Annotated in this window: 19 protein-coding genes; all 19 read left to right on the top strand. The window is 63.4% G+C overall.

The window, feature by feature from the left end:
• Positions 1-20: 20 nt before the first annotated feature.
• The 19 genes from HPF_RS14625 (at position 21) to HPF_RS14535 (ending at position 18,903) form a co-directional block, all read left to right on the top strand.
• On the top strand, positions 21-2,516 hold the full coding sequence (locus HPF_RS14625) for a VirB4 family type IV secretion/conjugal transfer ATPase (RefSeq protein WP_207959162.1): 2,496 nt from the start codon (positions 21-23) through the stop codon (positions 2,514-2,516).
• A gap of 208 nt (positions 2,517-2,724) precedes the next feature.
• A complete protein-coding gene (locus HPF_RS14620; RefSeq protein ID WP_133157003.1) occupies positions 2,725-2,973 on the top strand; it encodes a hypothetical protein in 249 nt (82 codons plus the stop codon).
• A 40-nt stretch (positions 2,974-3,013) separates the two neighbouring features.
• The gene (locus tag HPF_RS14615) at positions 3,014-3,574 is read left to right on the top strand and encodes a hypothetical protein (protein WP_079365696.1); all 561 of its coding nucleotides are present in this window, start codon (positions 3,014-3,016) and stop codon (positions 3,572-3,574) included.
• A gap of 117 nt (positions 3,575-3,691) precedes the next feature.
• On the top strand, positions 3,692-4,297 hold the full coding sequence (locus HPF_RS14610) for a hypothetical protein (RefSeq protein WP_133157002.1): 606 nt from the start codon (positions 3,692-3,694) through the stop codon (positions 4,295-4,297).
• Between the two features lie 15 nt (positions 4,298-4,312).
• Entirely contained in the window at positions 4,313-5,992 is a 1,680-nt protein-coding gene (locus tag HPF_RS14605; RefSeq protein WP_133157001.1) for a Tle-like phospholipase domain-containing protein, read from the top strand.
• Positions 5,993-6,044: 52 nt separating this feature from the next.
• Positions 6,045-6,407, top strand: coding sequence for a hypothetical protein (locus HPF_RS14600; protein ID WP_079365699.1), 363 nt, complete (start codon positions 6,045-6,047; stop codon positions 6,405-6,407).
• Positions 6,394-7,026 (top strand): hypothetical protein, encoded by a 633-nt coding sequence (locus tag HPF_RS14595; protein WP_133157000.1) that lies wholly within the window; start codon positions 6,394-6,396, stop codon positions 7,024-7,026. Before HPF_RS14600 ends, HPF_RS14595 begins: the two co-directional genes overlap by 14 nt.
• A gap of 74 nt (positions 7,027-7,100) precedes the next feature.
• Positions 7,101-8,657: a type IV secretion system protein gene (locus tag HPF_RS14590; RefSeq protein ID WP_165961711.1), complete on the top strand. Its 1,557-nt coding sequence runs from the start codon at positions 7,101-7,103 to the stop codon at positions 8,655-8,657.
• 52 nt (positions 8,658-8,709) lie between these two features.
• Positions 8,710-9,120: a TcpQ domain-containing protein gene (locus HPF_RS14585; protein ID WP_165961710.1), complete on the top strand. Its 411-nt coding sequence runs from the start codon at positions 8,710-8,712 to the stop codon at positions 9,118-9,120.
• A 7-nt stretch (positions 9,121-9,127) separates the two neighbouring features.
• Positions 9,128-10,042, top strand: coding sequence for a VirB8 family type IV secretion system protein (locus HPF_RS14580; RefSeq protein ID WP_133156997.1), 915 nt, complete (start codon positions 9,128-9,130; stop codon positions 10,040-10,042).
• Positions 10,043-10,122: 80 nt separating this feature from the next.
• Positions 10,123-10,875, top strand: a complete 753-nt coding sequence (locus tag HPF_RS14575; RefSeq protein WP_079365704.1) for a TrbG/VirB9 family P-type conjugative transfer protein — start codon at positions 10,123-10,125, stop codon at positions 10,873-10,875.
• Between the two features lie 2 nt (positions 10,876-10,877).
• Positions 10,878-11,954, top strand: a complete 1,077-nt coding sequence (locus HPF_RS14570) for a TrbI/VirB10 family protein (protein ID WP_165961709.1) — start codon at positions 10,878-10,880, stop codon at positions 11,952-11,954.
• Positions 11,955-11,972: 18 nt separating this feature from the next.
• Positions 11,973-13,022, top strand: coding sequence for a P-type DNA transfer ATPase VirB11 (gene virB11, locus HPF_RS14565; protein WP_066151792.1), 1,050 nt, complete (start codon positions 11,973-11,975; stop codon positions 13,020-13,022).
• Between the two features lie 17 nt (positions 13,023-13,039).
• Positions 13,040-13,492, top strand: a complete 453-nt coding sequence (locus HPF_RS14560) for a hypothetical protein (protein WP_133156995.1) — start codon at positions 13,040-13,042, stop codon at positions 13,490-13,492.
• Between the two features lie 27 nt (positions 13,493-13,519).
• Positions 13,520-14,491: a hypothetical protein gene (locus HPF_RS14555; protein ID WP_133156994.1), complete on the top strand. Its 972-nt coding sequence runs from the start codon at positions 13,520-13,522 to the stop codon at positions 14,489-14,491.
• Positions 14,488-16,386, top strand: a complete 1,899-nt coding sequence (locus HPF_RS14550) for a type IV secretory system conjugative DNA transfer family protein (RefSeq protein ID WP_133156993.1) — start codon at positions 14,488-14,490, stop codon at positions 16,384-16,386. Before HPF_RS14555 ends, HPF_RS14550 begins: the two co-directional genes overlap by 4 nt.
• A gap of 54 nt (positions 16,387-16,440) precedes the next feature.
• A complete protein-coding gene (glmM, locus tag HPF_RS14545; RefSeq protein WP_133156992.1) occupies positions 16,441-17,778 on the top strand; it encodes a phosphoglucosamine mutase in 1,338 nt (445 codons plus the stop codon).
• Complete coding sequence (locus HPF_RS14540; protein WP_133156991.1) at positions 17,778-18,275, top strand: GNAT family N-acetyltransferase; 498 nt, start codon at positions 17,778-17,780, stop codon at positions 18,273-18,275. Before glmM ends, HPF_RS14540 begins: the two co-directional genes overlap by 1 nt.
• Positions 18,276-18,345: 70 nt before the next feature.
• Positions 18,346-18,903, top strand: coding sequence for a hypothetical protein (locus tag HPF_RS14535; protein ID WP_133156990.1), 558 nt, complete (start codon positions 18,346-18,348; stop codon positions 18,901-18,903).
• Positions 18,904-18,918: the final 15 nt, after the last annotated feature.

Genomic DNA, 18,918 nt, shown 5'->3' with positions numbered 1-18,918 from the left:
TTCATCGGTAGATCCTGCTTATGTCTTTGTTCTCGCCCGATGCTGACTTCAGCAACTTTATTCCCTTCAGCACTCATGTGGATACCCACGCGGTGAAATCACGGGAAGGTGACTACTTGATCACCTGGTTGCTCAGTGGATTCCCGTTCGTAGGACGGGAAGACTGGGAGCTTGAGCACCGGCACAAAGCCTTCAACAACCTGCTGCAAAGCCTGCGTGCGCCGGATTTCGAGAACGTCGCATTCTGGGCCCACGACATCCGGCGTCGCCGGCCCATCAAGGCCGAGGCTCGCTTTCCGCACCGGTTCAGCCAAGAACTGCACGACAAGTACATCGAGAGGCTCTCGAGCAAGCGTCTGATGCAGAACGAGCTCTACCTGACCATGGTGTACCGCCCAGTGGTCAGCGGAAAAAAGTTTGCTGCAATCTCGCGAGACATTGAGATATTGCGCAAGGAAGAGAAGGCTTACCTCGAGAAAATCTACGAGCTGGTGGGCAACGTCGAGGCCTTGTTGCAGGACTACTCCCCGTACCGCCTTGGGCTCTACGAGAGCGCGCACAAGCAGGTGTTCTCCGAGAACCTAGAGTTCTTCGGTTATCTGATCAATCACGTGGATGAGCCTGCGCCGGTGTTGCCGGCGCCCATCTACAACTATTTGCCGACGAGCAAGCATCTGTTCTCGACAGGGAGCGGTGATTTCGCTATTCGTACCGCCAACGGCGATAACTATTTCGGTGCCATCCTCAACATCAAGGAGTACGCCGACAGCTCTTGGCCGGGCATTCTGAACGGCCTGAAGTATCTGGAGTTCGAGTACATCGTCACTCATTCCTTCACGCCCATGAGTCGCTACGACTCGATGAAGGCTTTGGAGCGCACGAAGGGCGCCATGCTCTCGTCCGAAGACAAGGCGGTCAGCCAGATCGTGGAGCTGGACTTCGCAATGGACCAGCTCGCCTCGGGCAACTTCGTGCTCGGCCAATACCACTTCAACATGGCCATCTTTGCGGCCAGTCAGGACGAGCTGTACAGCCACGTCGCCCAGGCCCGGGCACAGCTGTCGGGCGCCAGCTTCGTGACCGTGAAGGAGGATGTGGCCGTGCCCGCGGCTTTCTATGCGCAGTTGCCCTGTAACTGGCGCTTCCGCCCGCGCATTGCCAACCTCAGCTCGCTGAACTTCCTGGGTCTGAGTCCGCTGCACAACTTCGCCACCGGCAAGCCCAACTTCAATCCCTGGGGGCCGTCGGTCAGCATCCTTCAGACGCTGAACAATCAGGCCTACCACTTCAATTTCCACGCCACCAAGCCGCATGAATACTCGCTGGGCGAGAAGGCCATTGCCAACACGATGGTGATCGGGAAGTCGGGTACCGGCAAGACGGCGCTGATCAACTTCCTGCTGGCGCAGGTGCAGAAGATCGATCCTGAGCCGACGATCTTCTTTTTTGACAAAGACCGCGGCGCCGAGATCTTCATCCGCGCCTGCGGCGGTCGCTACTTCACCCTGGAAAAGGGGCGTCCGACCGGCTTCAACCCCCTCCAGTGCGACAACACGCCGGAGAACGAGCAGTTTCTTGTGGAGTTGCTGCAGACGCTATGCGGCAAGGAGAAGTACGCCGCCACCGAGCAGGAGGATCTGATCCGTGCAGTGCGTGCCATCCTGGACACGCCGGTGCACCTGCGCACCATGACCAACCTGCAGAAGAGCCTGCCCAATATGGGCGAGAACAGCCTCTTCGAGTGCATCTCGGTCTGGTGCAAGGGCGGACCGTTTGCCTGGGTGTTCGACAACCCCAAGGACAACATCGACTTCTCAGGCTCCAACATCATTGGCTTCGACTACACCGAAGTCATTGAGGACTCCAAGACCCGCGAGCCCATCATCCAGTACCTGCTGCACCGGATGGAAAGCCTCATCGACGGGCGCCCGTTCATCTACGTGATGGACGAGTTCTGGAAGGTGCTGGAGGGCAAGGGCGGTCTCAAGGACTTCGCCAAGAACAAGCAGAAGACCATCCGGAAACAGAACGGCTTGGGTATCTTTGCCACCCAGAGCCCGCAGGACGCGCTCAACAGCGACATCTCGGCCGCGCTCATCGAGCAGACCGCGACGCTGATTTTGCTGCCCAACCCCAATGCCGACCCCAAGGACTACCTCGAAGGTCTCAAGCTGACGCGGGCCGAGTTTGAACTGGTGGTCGGGCTGGACGAGCGCAGCCGCTGTTTCCTCGTCAAGCAGGGCCACAACGCTGTGCTATGCCAGCTGAACCTCAATGGCATGGACGACGAACTCGCCGTGTTGTCGGGCTCGTCGGATAACGTCGAGATCCTGACGGCCCTGCTCGCCGAACACCCGACGCCACATTTGCCGGACACCTGGCTGCCCGAGTTCCACTTTCGTCGCAAGGGGTTGCGCACCCAGCGCAAGGCGCTCATGGCCAACAGCAACGAGTTTCTCAGGCATGCGCCAACGGCCGATCTGGAGGAGGGTAGCGAAGCATCGCTGGTCAGGTAGCCGAACACCCAAGGGAGCAGAAACAACAATGAAACCAATCAGAACATCCAGAGCAACCGCCTTGCGCTTGCTCGCAACGCTTGTTTTGGCGGGCGCCCCGCTGGCCGCTTCGGCGACTGCGGGACAGTCCAAGTGCGGAGGCCTGGCCCCCGAAGGCACCTCCACTGGGGGAGCCTTCTTTGACAACGACCTTCCTGCCGGGCAGGACGTGTTCTCTTTCTGTGCCTTCGGCTACCCGCCGCACTGCTGGGTGGGGGTGAACCCCATCGCAGGCACCTGGAAGATCGTCAACCAGTACTGCTTCAACCCCAAGTGGACCAGCAAGTACGAGCAGGTCTGCCCGCATGGCCGCCGCCCCGGCACCTGGAAGAGCCCGGGCAAGATGCCCTTCGATTACAAGGGCAAGCCCGGTGCACCCGACGGCCTGGAGGAGTGCCAGCACTTGATGGAAGAGTGACGGCGGCTTGCACCAAGAACAACAGACAGGAGGAAAACCAATGAACACATCCATCACCCGGGCTTTGCGGGGCCTCGGCATGCTGGGGGTCGCCCTGATGCTGGCCACCGCCGCTCACGCCGTCAATTTGCCCAAGCCGCCCAGCCCACCGAAGCCTGGGGATCTGCCTGAAATTCCCGACACCCAGATCCTCGACAAGCTGCCCGAGGGCACAGAAATGCCCGAACCCGGACAGTCCGGCGTGGTGGTGTCCTGCCTGCAAAAAGGCAACATGGACATCTCCCGGCCGAGCCTGCCTCTCCTTAGCTGCTGGGAGAGTGCGACCAACGGCAGCGATGACGTGGAGGCCCTGAACAAGGCCTGCACGGTGCAGATGACGCCGATGAAGATCGACTCGACCCTCGTGCCGAAGTGCCCCCCCAAGGCGCTGGGCACCTGCATCGGAGCCAAGAGTGGCGGCGCTGCCAACAGCGAGAAGTCCACCTCCAACCACTATCACTACACGCCGCAGACCTTGTTCGAGTGGCGAAAGAGCAAGAAGAACTGCGAGGCCTCGGGCGGCAAGTGGTACGGCCTGGGCAACAAGTCGCGCCTCTTCTGATCCATCCGTCCAACACCTGCTTGCTGCTGCGCCATGCACACCTCAAAGCGCGTTCTCCGTTCGCTGTTGCTCACCGTCTCCACCGCGTGTCTGCTGGGGGGCTGCATGGTGCCTGCCATGGTCGCCACCAATCTTGAGAAGTCGGGCTACAGCAGCGATATCGACAAGGGTCGCGCCGTGCTGCTGCACCACGTCAAGACATTGCAGGCGGCGGGCGATCCGCTCGGTGACTACTTCTACGCGCTGGGCAATTCGGACGGCTGGATCAAGGACGTTCAAGGCGACGAGGCCATCACCGAGCTGTTCCGCCAGGCGGCGGCCAAAGGGTCGATGGACGCGAAGATTCTGCTGGCGCTGCAGAAGGCGACTGGGGGACCGGTGCCGGGCAAGCTCAATGAAGGCATGGTGCCGAACAAGGACCTGAGGCTTTGGGAGGCCGGGCTGGCCGAATTGCAGCCGCTGTTGCAGCAGCAGTGCTATGTGCGGCGGCTGGTCGTGGGCAGTCGCGACCTGGGTACCGATCTGAGGCCTCATGTCACGACGTATGCGGTGGCATACAAGATCTGGCCGACGTTTCGAGATGGGCATCATGTTCAGGGCGCTCAAGGGGAATGGATTAAGAAAGTCGAGAAGAACCCTGAGCGGCACAGGCTTTGGGAGGCCCTGGAGGAGAACTGCAAAGTACCTGCCGATATGTGGCTGGCCCGCCTGTACAACAAATAAGTCGGGAGTAAGCGCATGAGCGAACAAAAAATACTCCCGCCCGGGCCGCCTGAGAATCCCTGGAACCGGTGGGGCGCCAAGGTGGGGCTGCACCTGGCCTTCTGGGCCTATCCGCACAAGGACGTCAAGAAAGCGGAGGAAGTTGCCAATTACCCCCCCCCTTGGGAGCATGCCGTGCCGGGAAAACTCTTGCCCGCTGACTGGCCAGCTCCCGTCAAAGACACCAACGGCCGCCTGTTGCAAGACGGCTGGAACACCCAGCACAACGCCGACGGCACGCTGGAGAACCAGTTCATGGTCTCTATCAACCGGAAGACGAACCAGATCTCCTTCGACTTCAAAGGTTCGGACGCCTGGAGCAACTGGGGAAGCGACTTGGGCAATGCCGGCGCCAGCGAGTTCGCCAAGATCCAGGCCAAGGCCCAGGCAGCGTATGACTACTTGAGCCAGCACCCCGACTACAAGCACTACCACTTTTCAGCCACCGGCCACAGCCTGGGCGGCGGCATGGCGCAGAGCTTTGCGCTGAAAAACAACATCGACGTGGCTGTCTACAACAGCCTTCCCATCGCACGCGACACCCGCAACGGCGACTACTTCAAGGATGTGGGCGGCTACGAGGTCGCCCTTGCGCGTTACCGGGCCAGCGGCCGCGTGGTTCACGACGTGCGCACCCCCAACGACATCGCCACCCACACCTACCACAGCGTGATGGGCAACCACTACCTGGGCGAACGCACGGGCCAACCCCACACCCTGCTGCCCGGCACTCCCGCGCCCGACCTGCTCAAGACCGCTCTGCTGCTCAGCAAGTTCGGCACCCTTCCGGCGGTAGCCATCATGGGCAAGGACCACACGATGGGAGCACTGGTCGACGGTCAGCAAGGCCTGAGCGTCGGCCCCGACGGACGCTACCGCATCCCCGAAGGCCAGATCGACTTCTCCGAGATTCCCGCGCAGGCCAGGGCGCGCTTCGCATTGCTCAGCGCTTCACCCGTGACCAAGGTCGGCCAGATGGCGAGCGCCGACGAGAGCTCGCCCTGGAACCGCTACCAGATCGAGCGCAAAGACGGCAGCCGTCAGTGGCTCAGCAGCAACCAGCAAACGGGCGCCGTCGAGATCGAGCACCACGGTGCGGATGACCAACGCCGCCGCATCGAGCTCAATCCCCGGCTTGGGAAGGAGGCTGTGTTCACCGAGCTGGATGCCGAGGGGCGGCCGGTGCGCAGTGAAAAGGTGTCGATGAGCGGGCCAGATGTGAAGAGTGGTGTCCGGCTGGCTGTTGATTCCGGCAAGTCCGAACGCCAGTGGCCCAGTGCAGAGCAACAAACCCAAGCCCAGCGTTTCGAAGAACAGCTGGGAGCACGGCTCAAGCAGCTTGGGATGAACGAACGGCAGATCGACACCCTGGCGGCGGCAGTCGTCAAGGAGTGCACGCGGTTCCATGGCCAGGGCGAGGCCGGCCGGTTTTTGCTGAGCCGCGACGCCAGCACCATCGCACTGCAGCAGGTGCATCCCCCGCTGAGGGAATTCAGTGTGGCAGATGCATTGGCGCGAAGTCCGGCGGAGCACTGGGCGGAGGCGGTGACCATGAATCGGGACAGTTCAGCAGAAACACGTGACGACCACGGCGGCCATGGGATGAGCGTGCCGGGATATTCCCAGCATGTGCCGGGACACCAAGCAGTGGCCTGAGCGGCGCACGCTCGTTCCGGCAGCGCCAACGTTTATTCAAGGAGTGGATGGTATGAAAAGCAATGAAGTTAAGGCAGCAGCGCATTCGGTTGCCCGCCGGGCCGTGATGAGGCTCACCCTGGCTGGTGTGCTGGCAGTTGGTTTGTCGGCGTGCGGTGGTGGAGGCGGGGGCGACGACAGCTCGGACGATTCCAAGGACCTGCGGGCGGCGCTGGACCGGTTGGAAGCGGGAATGACCTATGACGAGGTTGTGGCTGCGGTGGGTTGGGAGCCCAATGAAACACGCAATGTGTGGTCCCATGACGGTCTTCAGTTGCAGGTGATCTTCGGAGTTCCGTACAACGGAGATGTTGAGCGAATTGAGACGGCTCGTCTGTCTGGTAGAGGCGACAGTATCGATCGTGACTATCGATAACGAAAACCCGAAGGCATCTGCCATGAAGAAGACAGTGTTCTTGACCTTAATTTTGTTGTCACAAGGCGCGCAGGCGCAATGGGCGGTTCTTGACGAAGAGGTGAGAAAGCTCGTTGACCGCATTAACAATGTGCGTGGCTCTACAGGCCAATTGGATGATCTGTCTCCCAGCACCAATCTCGACATGGACTTTTCCACCGTCGCGGTACAGAACCCTGAGCGATTTGTCGGCACGGCAGCGGATTGCGGTGACCGCTTGCTCAACCAGAACCACTACAACGCCTGCATGGGATTGCGCAACCTACGCCTCACCACGCTTAAAGAGACGGTAGATGTGGTGAACGTAATTGTGGCGCGAGACCGGCAGATAAAGTCGATCATCAACCATGGCAGTCGAACTGCAAACTCTGGTGAGCTTCAGCGCCTCCAGTTCGAGCTGATCGGGCTGCAGACCCGCATGCAAAACGACGCGATGAAGCTTCAGGCGCTGCACTTCGGCTACAAGCAGCGAGAAAAAGCCTACGAAATGCAAATGGCTGAAGCGCGTCGGGTTTCAGATACCCGGCCCAACTCGCTCGTCAATCTCGGCCCGGTGCCTTTCGTACCGCCGCCGAGATAACAGGGTGCTTGGATTGAACCTATTTCCAGAGTTGTCATATGCCCTGTAGTTCCGCTGCGCTTCCAGCATTTCTGGTGACCGCCCTCACTGGCTTGGACAACCGCTACGTTGCCATGGTCAACGATGCCGTGTTCGTCTGCAGCGTTCGTGAGTATTTGATCGACGACATGTTGATCGGTACCTACCGTGAGTTGGTGGCAGCCAAGTTGGCTACCGCGCTGGCCTATATGTCCACGACGCTCGTGACCATCTGGGTGGCTTACCAGGGGTTCATGATCATTTCCGGGGCCAATCGGCAACCCATTCTGGGGCTCGCCTACAAGACAGGGAAGATGGTGTTGATCCTGTCGCTGGTCGCACTGGTGGCTCGGAACTCACCGGTGATTGCCGACACCGTGCTGGATTTTCAGGAACTGGTCACGGCGGTCGTGGTGGACGAGGGGACCGACGTCTACCGCACGATTGACATCAACCTGGCGCTGGCCCAGGTGTTCAATGCCCTGATTGACGGTTTTGTAGGGGGCGCTCAGGCGAACGCAGAGGGCAAGTCTCTGACCCAGATGGCCGGTCTGGTCGGCCAGAGTGGTCCGGCCATGCTGGTGTCGGTGATGGCGATCATGGCGGAGATCTCCATCACGCTGGCCATCATGCTGGCGCCTTTGTTCCTGTTTTTCCTGCTGTTCCAGCAGACCGCGGCCATGTTCTGGAGCTGGGTGAAGTTCCTGCTCGGAACGATGTTTTCGCTGGCGGTGTTGGCACTGGTCTCGGGCATCTTGCTGAAGATGATGATGATGTACGGCGCCACTGTGCTCGCCGGCTTCTTCCTCAATGCGTCGGCCCTTGGCAGTGTGGTGTCGGTGGACGTTGGTGGGAGCGCGATGCGAATGGCCATGCTCGGGGCGCTGTCGACTGCGTTGCTGGTGATGATCCCGCCGCTGATCATGCAGTTCTTCAACTCCGGGGCCTCTTTTGCAGCGGGCGCCATGATGGGGGCCATGGGCGGTGGGGCGGCCGCCGGCGGCGTGGTGGGCCTGGCCAACGCGATGGGCGGGCAGCAGCAGCCGGCTGGTGTTGGTGCTTCGTCCGGCGGCTCGGGCGCACGCCTTGAGACCTCTCGGGAAGGGGCTGGTGTCGCAACTGAAAGCCCCGCCACCCGCAATACCCAGATGGCTCTTCAACGCACCGGCGTTTTCGGGTCGGCAGGCGCAGGCGAACGCCTGTCCTATGGCACATCTCCCGCGCCTGGCAGTTTGGGCGTGGCCAGCCGGGTACCCGAATCTCAGGGGTTGGCGTTTCTTCGGCAGAAGCAGAGCAGCGACGAGTTCCGCGATCCAGGCAACGCTTCCTCTTCCAGGCCGGTTGAGGTTGAAAGCGCTGAGAGCACATCGGTGCAGCCCCCGGTGGCCGACCTGACCTACGACGCGACACGGGGGGTGTACGTCGGCGCTGGCACCGAGGCTGCCTTGGCCGGCGACGCTGGCAAGGGGGGGCGGCTGAAGGTTTCTCAGGGCGAAGGCGATACCTCTGTTCATCGTGGCAACCAAGGCCCTGTTGCTACAAGCAATGGAGCTCCGGCAAGGCCGCGTGTGCCATTCGGAGCGCCTGCAGACAAGCCCCTAAAGCAGAGCTGACGATGCCGATTCGAAATGACCAATGAGTGACTACTAGATGACCAATACAAACATGAACAAGGGACGGATGACACGTGTACTGGGGGCCTTGTTGCTGGCAGGCTTGCTGCAAGCCTGCGCAGCGCCCAAGCCCATCGACATTTCCGACAGCTGGAAGCCGGTGAACACGCTGGCCGCCAAGCCGCAGGAGATTCCGCTCAAGGAAGAAAACGAGCTGCCGCGGTTCCAGATGCTGCCGACCGATGCCACGCTGCGCCACATGCTGGAGCGCTGGGCCAAGGAGAACGGGGGTGCGCTGGACTGGCAGTACCCCAGCGACCTGACCCTGGTGTCGGGCCTGGAGTCGGTCAAGGACAACAACCTGCAGCGCGCCCTCAACGCGGTGAGGCGCAACTACGCGGCGCAGAAGCTGCGCATCCAGGTGTCGGCCAGCCGGTCGATGCTGGTCACCAAGATGCCCTGAGGACGGTATGGCTTTGTTCAAGCGCGAGGTGTCCGAGGCCTCGCAGGAAATCCTCAAGAAGTCGATGGACTTCGAGTCCAACGTGATCTCGATGGTCAAGCGCAGCGAGCGCAGGGCCTGGATCGTCGCGGGTGCGTCCATGGTGCTGACCTTGATGCTGGGTGGGGCGATTGCCTACATGCTGCCGCTCAAGGAAAAGGTGCCGTACCTGGTGACGGTCGACCTCAAGCGCAGCACCAGCACCGTGTCACCGCTGCGCGACAACATCGCCGCCACGGGTATCTATGCCAGCGAGGCGCTCAACCGCAGCCATGTCGCCCGCTTCGTGCAGGCACGCGAGGGCTACGACTACGACACCATCAACGAGCACGACTGGGAGTACGTCGCGTCGATGTCCAACGACCAGGTCAAGGGCCTTTTCGTGCAGCAGTTCGACGGCACGGCCAACAGCCCCGAGAAGAAGTGGGGCCGCAACGCAGCGATCCGGGTGAAGGTCAACAGCATCGTGTTCAACGGGCTGGACGAGGAACGGGGTGCCCGGCCGACCGGGGCCACGGTGCGCTTTGAGAAGTGGAAGTTCGACAAGACCAACGGGCGCAGCGAGTACCTCAGCAGCCACGTGGCCACGATGAGCTATGAATACAAGACCAACCTCAAGATGAGCGACCACCTGCGGTTGCGCAATCCGCTGGGGTTCCAGGTGACCTCGTTCCGGGTGGATGACGAGTTCAACGCGCCGATGTTCAAGGCGGGTCAGCCGGACAAGGGCATCCCGCTGCTGACAGAGGACGAGGGTGTGATGCACCGCGGCGCCGACGCGCAGGATGCGCCGTCTGCGGTGGTGCCGGCAAGCGCCCAGCCTGCCCAGCCTTCGCTGCCCGCACTGCCTGGTGCACCTGCGACACCGGCCCCAGGCCAGTAGTGGCCTGAGCCAGCGCACACATGGGCGCCACCCGGTGGTTGCGCCCTCATCGAGTTTGAAATGACAGGGAGTAGACAAGCATGACCCATCGATTGCGAAACTTCAGCGCCATGGCGGTTCTGGCGCTCACGGCCAGCCTCTGGGCGGGCAGCGCCGGCGCACAGGAGGTGCGCGAAGTGCCGTATCAGCGCGACCAGGTGGTGCGCGTGAACACTGGGCTTGGCATCGCCACCCAGATCGAGATCAGCGCCCAGGAGCAGGTGAAGGATTTCGGCACCGGTTTCAGCGACGGCTGGGAGCTGGTGCGGCGCGACAACATCTTCTACATCCGACCGAAGAACGTGGATGTGGACACCAACATGTACATCCGCACCAACATGCGTTCGTACCTGCTGGACCTGCGCGTGTCGGCCACCAAGTGGAAGACGCTGGAAGAGGCCAAGAACGCGGGCGTGTTCTACAAGATCCGCTTTGTCTATGGCAATGAAGAGCCGGACAAGGCCAGCCCGCTGGCCGCCGCCAATGCGGTGCTGTCGCCATCGGCGGCTGCTCTGAACTCGCAGAGCAACTACCACCTGAACTACGACTATTCGACGGTCAGCGATGTGTCGACCATCGTGCCCACCCGGGTCTACGACAACGGTCAGTTCACCTACATCCACCTGCCGCCGATGGCGAATTTCCCGGCCGTGTTCGGGCGCAACGAGCGCAACGGCGAGGAGTTTCTGGTGAACACCAAGAGCGAGAAGAACGTGATGGTGGTGCTGGGCGTCTATCCGTTTCTGGTGATGCGGCTGGGCAATGACGTGGTGGGACTCAGGAGGAACCAATGAGCATGCAATTTCCCCAAGGCAGCGGACAAGGCCCGGTGCTGTCCGACAACATGCCCAAGCTGTCGGCGGGTCTGACGCGCGGTGTGAACAAGACGGCGGTGGCGTACATCGTGCTGGTGTCGCTGGCCACCATCGGCATGACCCTGTGGGTTGCGAGCAATGCGTTCTCGGCCGACGACGACAAGAAGAAGCAGGTGACCTATGAAGAGGTCACCGTGCCGAACAAGCCGAAGCTCGCCGTGCTGCCACCTCCGCCGCCTGCCGAAGTGGTGGCCAAGGCGGATGTGCCGTCACTGCCTACGGAGATGCCCCAGCTGGCCGAGGCCCAGGCGCCCAAGGACGACCTGATGCAGCGGCGCATGGCAAGCGAGAACAATCTGGTCGCCACCCAGGACAAGGGCAAGAAGAACCAGCTGTTCGAGGACGAGTACGCGTCGGTCAAGCGCGGCGCGGTGGAGGCCCTGGCCAATGCCGACTTCACGCTGACCCGTGGAACGTACATCCGCTGCTCGCTGGAAACCAAGATCGTGTCGACCCTGCCCGGCATGACCTCGTGCATCGTCACCGAGCCCATCTACTCGGTCAACGGACGCCGGCTGCTGATCGACAAGGGGTCCAAGGTCACTGGCGAGTACAAGTACGCCGACGAGAACTACGACCGGATCGGCATCGTCTGGACCCGGGTGCTCACCACCACGGGTCTGGATGTGCGGATCGACAGCAACGGCACCGATGCTCTCGGAGGGGCCGGGGTGCCTGGTCACTACGACGGCCACTGGGGCGAGCGCATCGGTGCGGCGCTGCTGGTCAGCCTGCTGGCCGATGGCATCGACGCTGGCGCGCAGAAGTTCGCCAACGAGAACAACATCCGTGGCAGCACCACGGTGACGGGGGCTGGCGGTGTGGGCGTGGTCTCCATCGATCCGTGGGAGTCGGCCACCGCGGCCACGGCCAAGAAGGCCGCCACCGACATGCTGGCCCGTTCGGCCAACCGCAAGGCGACGGTGACGGTGCTCAACGGCACGGTGATCAACATCTTCACCGCCCGGGACGTGGATTTCTCGAGCGTGATGCGCTGAACGGTGGTGGTGTCTGACATGTCAGAGAGTGGCGGCGCGGAACAGATCGCGAACATCTCCACCGAGTTTCTGGAGTACCAGTACCACGTGCTGGGCATCACCCCGTTCCTGGGCGATCCGCGCGTCACCGAGATCTGCATCAACCGCCCAGGAGAGGTGTTTCTGGAGACGGTCAGGGGCTGGGAGCGCATCGATGTGCCCGGGCTGACCTTCGACCGTGCGCGCCAGTTCTGCACCACGGTGGTCAACGAGAGCAAGACCGGCCAGCGCATCACCGCGGTGGACCCGGTGGTGTCGCTGACCTTTCCCACCGGGCAGCGCGCGCAGTTCGTGCTGCCGCCCGCGGTGCCGGCGGATCACGTCTCGATCACCATCCGCCTGCCCTCGCGTTACACCAAGACGCTCAACCAGTACCAGGAGGACGGCTTTTTTGCCCGGATTCTGGAGGGCACCGACAGCGTCAGCGAGATGGACGAAGAACTGCTGGCGCTCAAGCGGTCCCGCAACTACCACGACTTCTTCAGCAAGGCCGTGTTCTACAAGAAGAACATCGTCGTGTCGGGTGCCACCGGCAGCGGCAAGACGACCTTCATGAAGTCGCTGGTGACGCACATACCGGAGGACGAGCGGCTCATCACGATCGAGGACGCGCGGGAGCTGTTCATCGAGCAGCCCAACCGCGTGCACCTGATCTATTCGCGGGGCGGGCAGGGCACGGCCAATGTCACGGCCAAGGGCTGCATGGAGGCCTGCCTGCGGATGAAGCCCGACCGCATCATCCTGGCCGAAATCCGGGGCGACGAATCGTTCTACTACATCCGCAACTGCGCCTCCGGCCACCCGGGTTCGATCACCAGCTGCCATGCCGGCAGCACGAGCCAGACCTGGGACCAGATGGCGCTGATGGTCAAGGCCTCGCCTGAGGGCTCAGGCCTGGACTTCGACGAGATCAAGCGGTTGCTGATGCTCACCATCGACATCGTGGTGCACATCAAGGCCCATGCCGGCCAGCGCTACATCACTGGCATCGACTTCGATCCCCAGCGCAAGCTCGCGCTGGAGTCATGACATTCAAGGAGGACAACATGAAACATCGTCAGGTTGTGGCGGCGGCCTTTGTCGCGCTTTGTGCCATGGCGGCGCAGGCCGCCACGCCGACGCCGGGCATCACCCCGGTCGACATGCGGGGGCTGTGGTTCCTGAAGAACGAGGAGGGGGCCGCTAAGTGCGCCGCCTACCTCGGGCGCAAACCGGTGGAGCCCGATCCGGGGGCGCTGGTGATCGACGAACGCCAACTGCAGCAGTGGGCGGAGAACACCCAGACCACCATGTACTTCGTGACCGATGTGCAGCCTCGCCGCGTCAACACCTGGCGCATGCAGACCCTGGCCGATGTGCCGCCCTACGACAAGCCCAAAGCGCTGGAGACCTATGTCTTCGAGCTGCGACAGGACGAGCTGCTCTGGTCCCGCCGCCGGGGCACCGACGCGCTGGACGAACCCGTGGACACAACGGTGTTTGCGCGCTGCGGCTACTGAGGTCTGTGAAAACAAGGGAGTGAGGACATGAAGAAGGTTTTGAGAAGCGCCAGCAGCCTTGCGCTGCTGCTGTCCCTGGCGGCCTGTGCCCCGTTGTCCCTGGACTTCCTGCGCCCACAGGCCCAGGGTCTCGACACCATGACCCAGAAGGTCGGGCACGAGGCGCCGGAGCTTGCGTTCAGCTTCGAGTTCGACGACAAGGCCGATGCCGCCGAGGGCGAGGTGGGGTCGGGCTACATCGTGGTGACGCAGGATGGCAAGGAACTGCAGGCGCTTCCGCACGCCTTCGAGATGCCGCGCGAGCGGCTGGACGCCAGCGGATGGCTGCAGTTCAAGGACTTCAATGGCGACGGGCTGCTGGACTTCAAGGTCACGCGCCTGTACGCCATGGACGGCAAGCTGCCGGTGGACAGCCTCTACCAGTTCGATCCGAAAACCGGGCGTTATGCGCAGATTGATCTGGTGTCCAACGCGGGAGAGATCCAGCCTTCGGCACCGAACTGCGTGTCGTTGAAGGTGGCCGGCGCCTCGGGGAGCCCGAAGGTGGAGAGCCACTGCTATGTGGCTGCCAGCGGGCGCTGGGTGCGCGGCACACCGGCGGCGGCGCGGCGCGGGGCAGCACCCGACCGGGTGGACGCGGTGTGCGACAGCGGGGCGCCCGAGCTGGTGGCCTGCCGCCGCGCGCGCATCGAGCAGGACAAGGCCCTGCTGACCCTCGTGCGCGACTACCGGGCGGGCCGTATGCAGTCGCTGCAGGCCGAGCACGGCAAGAGCTATGCGCAGTCCTATGCGCGCCACCAGGACCTGGACCACAGCCGGTGGCGCGAGTACCGCGATGCGCGTTGCGCGACGCAGTCCCGCGAGCAGGCCGTGCCCGTCAAGGCGCTGCCCGCGTCGGTCGAGCTGTGCCGGTACGAGTGGGCCCGCGACCAGCTGAGGCGCTACAAGGACCAGATGGCGCGCCTGGGCGAAGTCAAAGGTGCCAAGGTCCGGCAATGAGGCGTTTCCTAGGCTGGGGCGTGCTGGTGCTGCTGGTGTTGGCACTGGTGGCGGGAACCTATTTCAGCGGGTGGCTGATGGCCTGGCGCCTGGGCCTGCCGCTGGAGCGCATCGGCGCGTTCGACTACTGGCGCTACCTGGCAGCCTACGCCGATGCGCCCAAGCATGGCCCGGTCATCAAGAGCAGTGGCCTGGTGGGATTTGGTGTGCCCTTGCTGGCGCTGGCAGCGCTGGCGCTCGCCGTGTTGTTGCGCCGGAAGCCGAGCCTCTACGGCGAGGCCCGCTTCGCCACCATGGCCGACCTGCGGTCGCGCAAGATGCTGCGGGCTGAGGACACGGCGCTGGTGGTGGGCAAGAAAGACGGGCAGTTCGTCTACTTCAATGGGCAGCAGTTCGCCTTGCTGGCCGCGCCCACGCGCTCGGGCAAGGGGGTGGGCATCGTCATTCCCAACCTGCTGAGTTACCAGGGCTCGGTGGTGGTGCTGGACATCAAGCAGGAGAACTTCGAGCTCACCAGCGGCTTTCGGGCTCGCTACGGGCAGTCCGTCTACCTGTTCAACCCGTTCGCCGAGGACCGGCGCACGCACCGCTGGAACCCGCTGTCCTACGTCTCGCGCGATCCGGCGTTCCGCATCAGCGACGTGCAGAGCATCGCGGCCATGCTGTACCCGGTGTCGGACCTGCACAAGGACCCGTTCTGGGCCAACCAGGCGCAGAACGCCTTCGTCGCGTTCGCGCTGTATGCCTACGAACAGGTGGCCTACCTGGCCGAGCAGTACGGGGTGCCTTTCCAGGAACCGACCATGGGCGGGCTCTACCGCCTGGCGTCGGGGCGCCCCGGCCAGGAGTTCAAGGCCTATCTGGCGGAGCTGGCGGCCTGGCCGCACCTGAGCGCCAGCGCACGCACCGCGTTCGCCACGCTGCTGGGCCAAGCCAACGAGACCTTCGCCAGCATCATGGGCACCTTCAAGGAGCCGCTGAACCCCTGGCTCAACCCGGTGGTGGACGCGGCCACCAGTGGCAACGACTTCGACCTGCGCGACGTGCGCAAGAAGAAAATGAGCATCTATGTGGCGATCCAGCCCAACAAGCTGGCCGAGAGCCGGCTGATTCTCAATCTCTTCTTCAGCCAGCTGATCAACCAGAACACGCGAGAGCTGCCGCAGGCCAATCCCGAGCTCAAGCACCAGTGCCTGCTGCTGATGGACGAGTTCACCAGCATCGGCCGCGTCGACATCATCGCCAGCGCGGTGAGCTTCATGGCGGGCTACAACCTGCGCCTGATGCCCATCATCCAGAGCATGGCGCAGCTGGAGTCGACCTATGGCAAGGAGAACGCGCGCACCATCATGACCAATCACGCGCTGCGCATCATCTTCGCGCCGCGCGAGCAGCAGGACGCCAGCGAATACAGCGAGATGCTGGGCTACACCGGCATGCGCAAGGACAGCGTGAGCCGCAGCCGCTCGCGCGAGAGCAGCTACACCCGCAGCGAAAGCGAGGAGCGCCGGGCGCTGATGCTGCCGCAGGAGCTCAAGGCCATGGGCGAGGACAAGCAGATCCTGCTGGTGGAGGGCATGGCGCATCCGGTGATGTCGGACAAGATCCGTTACTTCAAGGAGACGGCTTTCAAGGAGCGGCTGCTGCCCAAGGTTGCCGTGCCAATGCTGGCCCTGGCGACCGACCCGCCGGTGACGGTGTCATCCGTGCGATCCGCTGCGCCGCCTGCGGTGGTGCCGGTCGAGCTGCCGGACACCGTGCCCAGCGTCCAGGAATCGCTGGCCCGGCAGATGGACGCCGACCGCAGCAAGGTGGCCAGCCCGCCCACCGAGTACACCGGTCTGGCCGGGATCGGTGGGGAGATTGATGCGATGCTCGCGCATCTGGAGCGTTGATGTGCACGAAAACGGGCCGCGGTGCAGCCTTGCCTGCCGCCTAAAATCCATCGCATGACGCGCAAATACTTTGGCACCGACGGCATCCGTGGCACCGTCGGTCAGGCCCCGATCACCCCCGACTTCGTTCTCAAGCTGGCCCACGCCGTGGGGCGTGTGCTCAAGCGCAGCGAAGAGCACCCGACGGTGCTGATCGGCAAGGACACCCGGATCTCGGGCTACATGCTGGAGTCGGCGCTGGAGTCCGGTTTCAACTCGGCGGGTGTCGATGTGGTGCTGCTGGGCCCGGTGCCCACGCCCGCGGTGGCCTACCTGACCCGGGCGCAGCGTGCGAGCCTTGGCGTGGTGATTTCCGCCAGCCACAACCCGTTTGGTGACAACGGCATCAAGTTCTTCAGCGCCCAGGGCAACAAGCTCTCGGACGACTGGGAGCTGGCCGTCGAAGCCGAGCTCGACAAGGACCCGGTCTGGGCCGATTCGCGCAATCTGGGCAAGGCGCGCCGCATGGACGATGCTGCCGGCCGCTACATCGAGTTCTGCAAGAGCACCTTTCCCAACGACCTGACGCTCAAGGGGCTGAAGATCGTGGTGGACGCCGCCCACGGCGCGGCCTACCAGATCGCGCCCGCCGTGTTCCACGAGCTGGGCGCGGAGGTGGTGCGCATCGGCTGCGCACCCGATGGCCTAAACATCAACCACGAGGTGGGCGCGACCCACCCACAGGCGCTGGTGGCCGCGGTGCAGGCGACCGGCGCCGACTACGGCGTGGCGCTGGACGGCGACGCCGACCGACTGCAGCTGGTGGACGCCAGTGGCCGTCTGTTCAACGGCGACGAGCTGCTGTACCTGATCGCCTCGGACCGCATCGCGCGCGACATCGACGTGCCCGGCGTGGTGGGCACGCTGATGACCAACATGGCTGTCGAGGTCGCGTTCCGCAAGAAAGGCGTCAAGTTCGTGCGCGCCCGGGTGGGCGACCGTTACGTGCTCGAAGAACTGGAGCGCCACGGTTGGATCCTGGGCGGTGAGGGTTCGGGCCACCTGCTGGTGCTGGACAAACACACCACGGGCGATGGCCTGGTCTCGGCGCTGCAGGTGATGCAGGCCTGCGCCGGCAGCGGGCAGTCCATGGCGCAGCTGCTGGCCGATGTGACCCTGTTCCCGCAGACGCTGATCAATGTGCGGCTGCAGCCCGGCCAGGAAGGCTGGAAAAACAATCCGGCGCTGGCCGCCGAGACGAAAGCGGTCGAGGCCGAACTGGGCGAGACGGGGCGCGTGCTGATACGCGCCAGCGGCACCGAACCGCTGCTGCGGGTGATGGTCGAGGCCCGCGATGCGGCACAGGCCAAGGCCTGCGCCGAGCGCCTGGTCGCTGCGGTGAAGGCGCTCTGATGGCGGCGGCGTTCTCTGTCCGGCAGGCCGACTACGGCCACCCGTCCGACGCGGCCGCCGTGGTGGCCTTGCTCGATGCCTACGCCAGCGACCCCGCGGGTGGTGGCGAGCCGCTGTCCGATTTCGTCAAGGACAACCTGGCGCGTGAGCTGGCTGCGCGCCCGCAGGCCTACAGCGTGCTCGCATTCGACGGTGAGCAGCCGGTGGGGCTGGTCAACTGCATCGAAGGATTTTCGTCGTTCAAGTGCAAGCCGCTGGTGAACGTGCACGATGTGGCCGTGCTCGCCAGCCACCGGGGGCGCGGCATTGCCGAGGCCATGCTGGCCGAGGCCGAGCGCATCGCAGTGGAACGCGGCGCGGTGAAGATGACATTGGAGGTGCTCTCGGGCAACGCGCCTGCGGTCAAGCTCTACCGGCGCATCGGTTACGAGGGCTACCAGCTGGACCCGGCGATGGGCACGGCGCAGTTCATGCAGAAGTGGCTGGGCGCCGACTGAACACAAAAGGACGTGTGCGGCGCGCCGCAGGCTTCGCGCATGGTTGGGCGGCTTTTTGAGGGGGGCGAGGATGAAAAGAAGGTTGGTTGTTGGCTTGTTGTGTGTGCTGCCCTGTGCGGCGCTGTGGGCGCAGCCCTCGGGGTTTCGGTTTGACGGTGAGGACTACACGCAGCAGTTTGTCGGTGCCCCGTCCAATGGTGACCGGCTGGTGGAATTTGTGCGCCCGACGGAAAACCTGAACAACTGGACCCGGCTGGTTGGCCTTCGATACCAGCAGATGCCGTTTCTGGACAACGACCCGGTGGCAGCTGCCTTGCGGCTTGAACAGGTGGTCATGAAGGCCAATCCCCAGGCCCGCACGAGCGTGATGAGCAACGAGGCGAAGACCGATGCCACCATCGACTTTCTCACCTGGACCGACGGGCAGGACATCATGGAGTTCAACGTCTTTCGCTACGTGAAGAGTCCGGATGGTCGGGGTCTGGTGTCGCTGCAGGTGGCGCAGCGCTTCCATTCGGGCCAGCCCCAGGTGGCCGAGAAGCTGCGGACGACCCGGGCGTCGTGGGTCCGGCAGGTCATTCAGTACGACATGGGGGCCGTGACCAAGGCGGTGTTGGCGCCGCGCTAGGCAGGCTCCGGCTGC

Source organism: Hydrogenophaga pseudoflava (genome assembly GCF_004353865.1).
In the GTDB taxonomy this organism is placed as follows: Bacteria; Pseudomonadota; Gammaproteobacteria; order Burkholderiales; family Burkholderiaceae_C; genus Hydrogenophaga; species Hydrogenophaga pseudoflava.
This window is presented reverse-complemented; position numbering and strand designations above follow the sequence as displayed.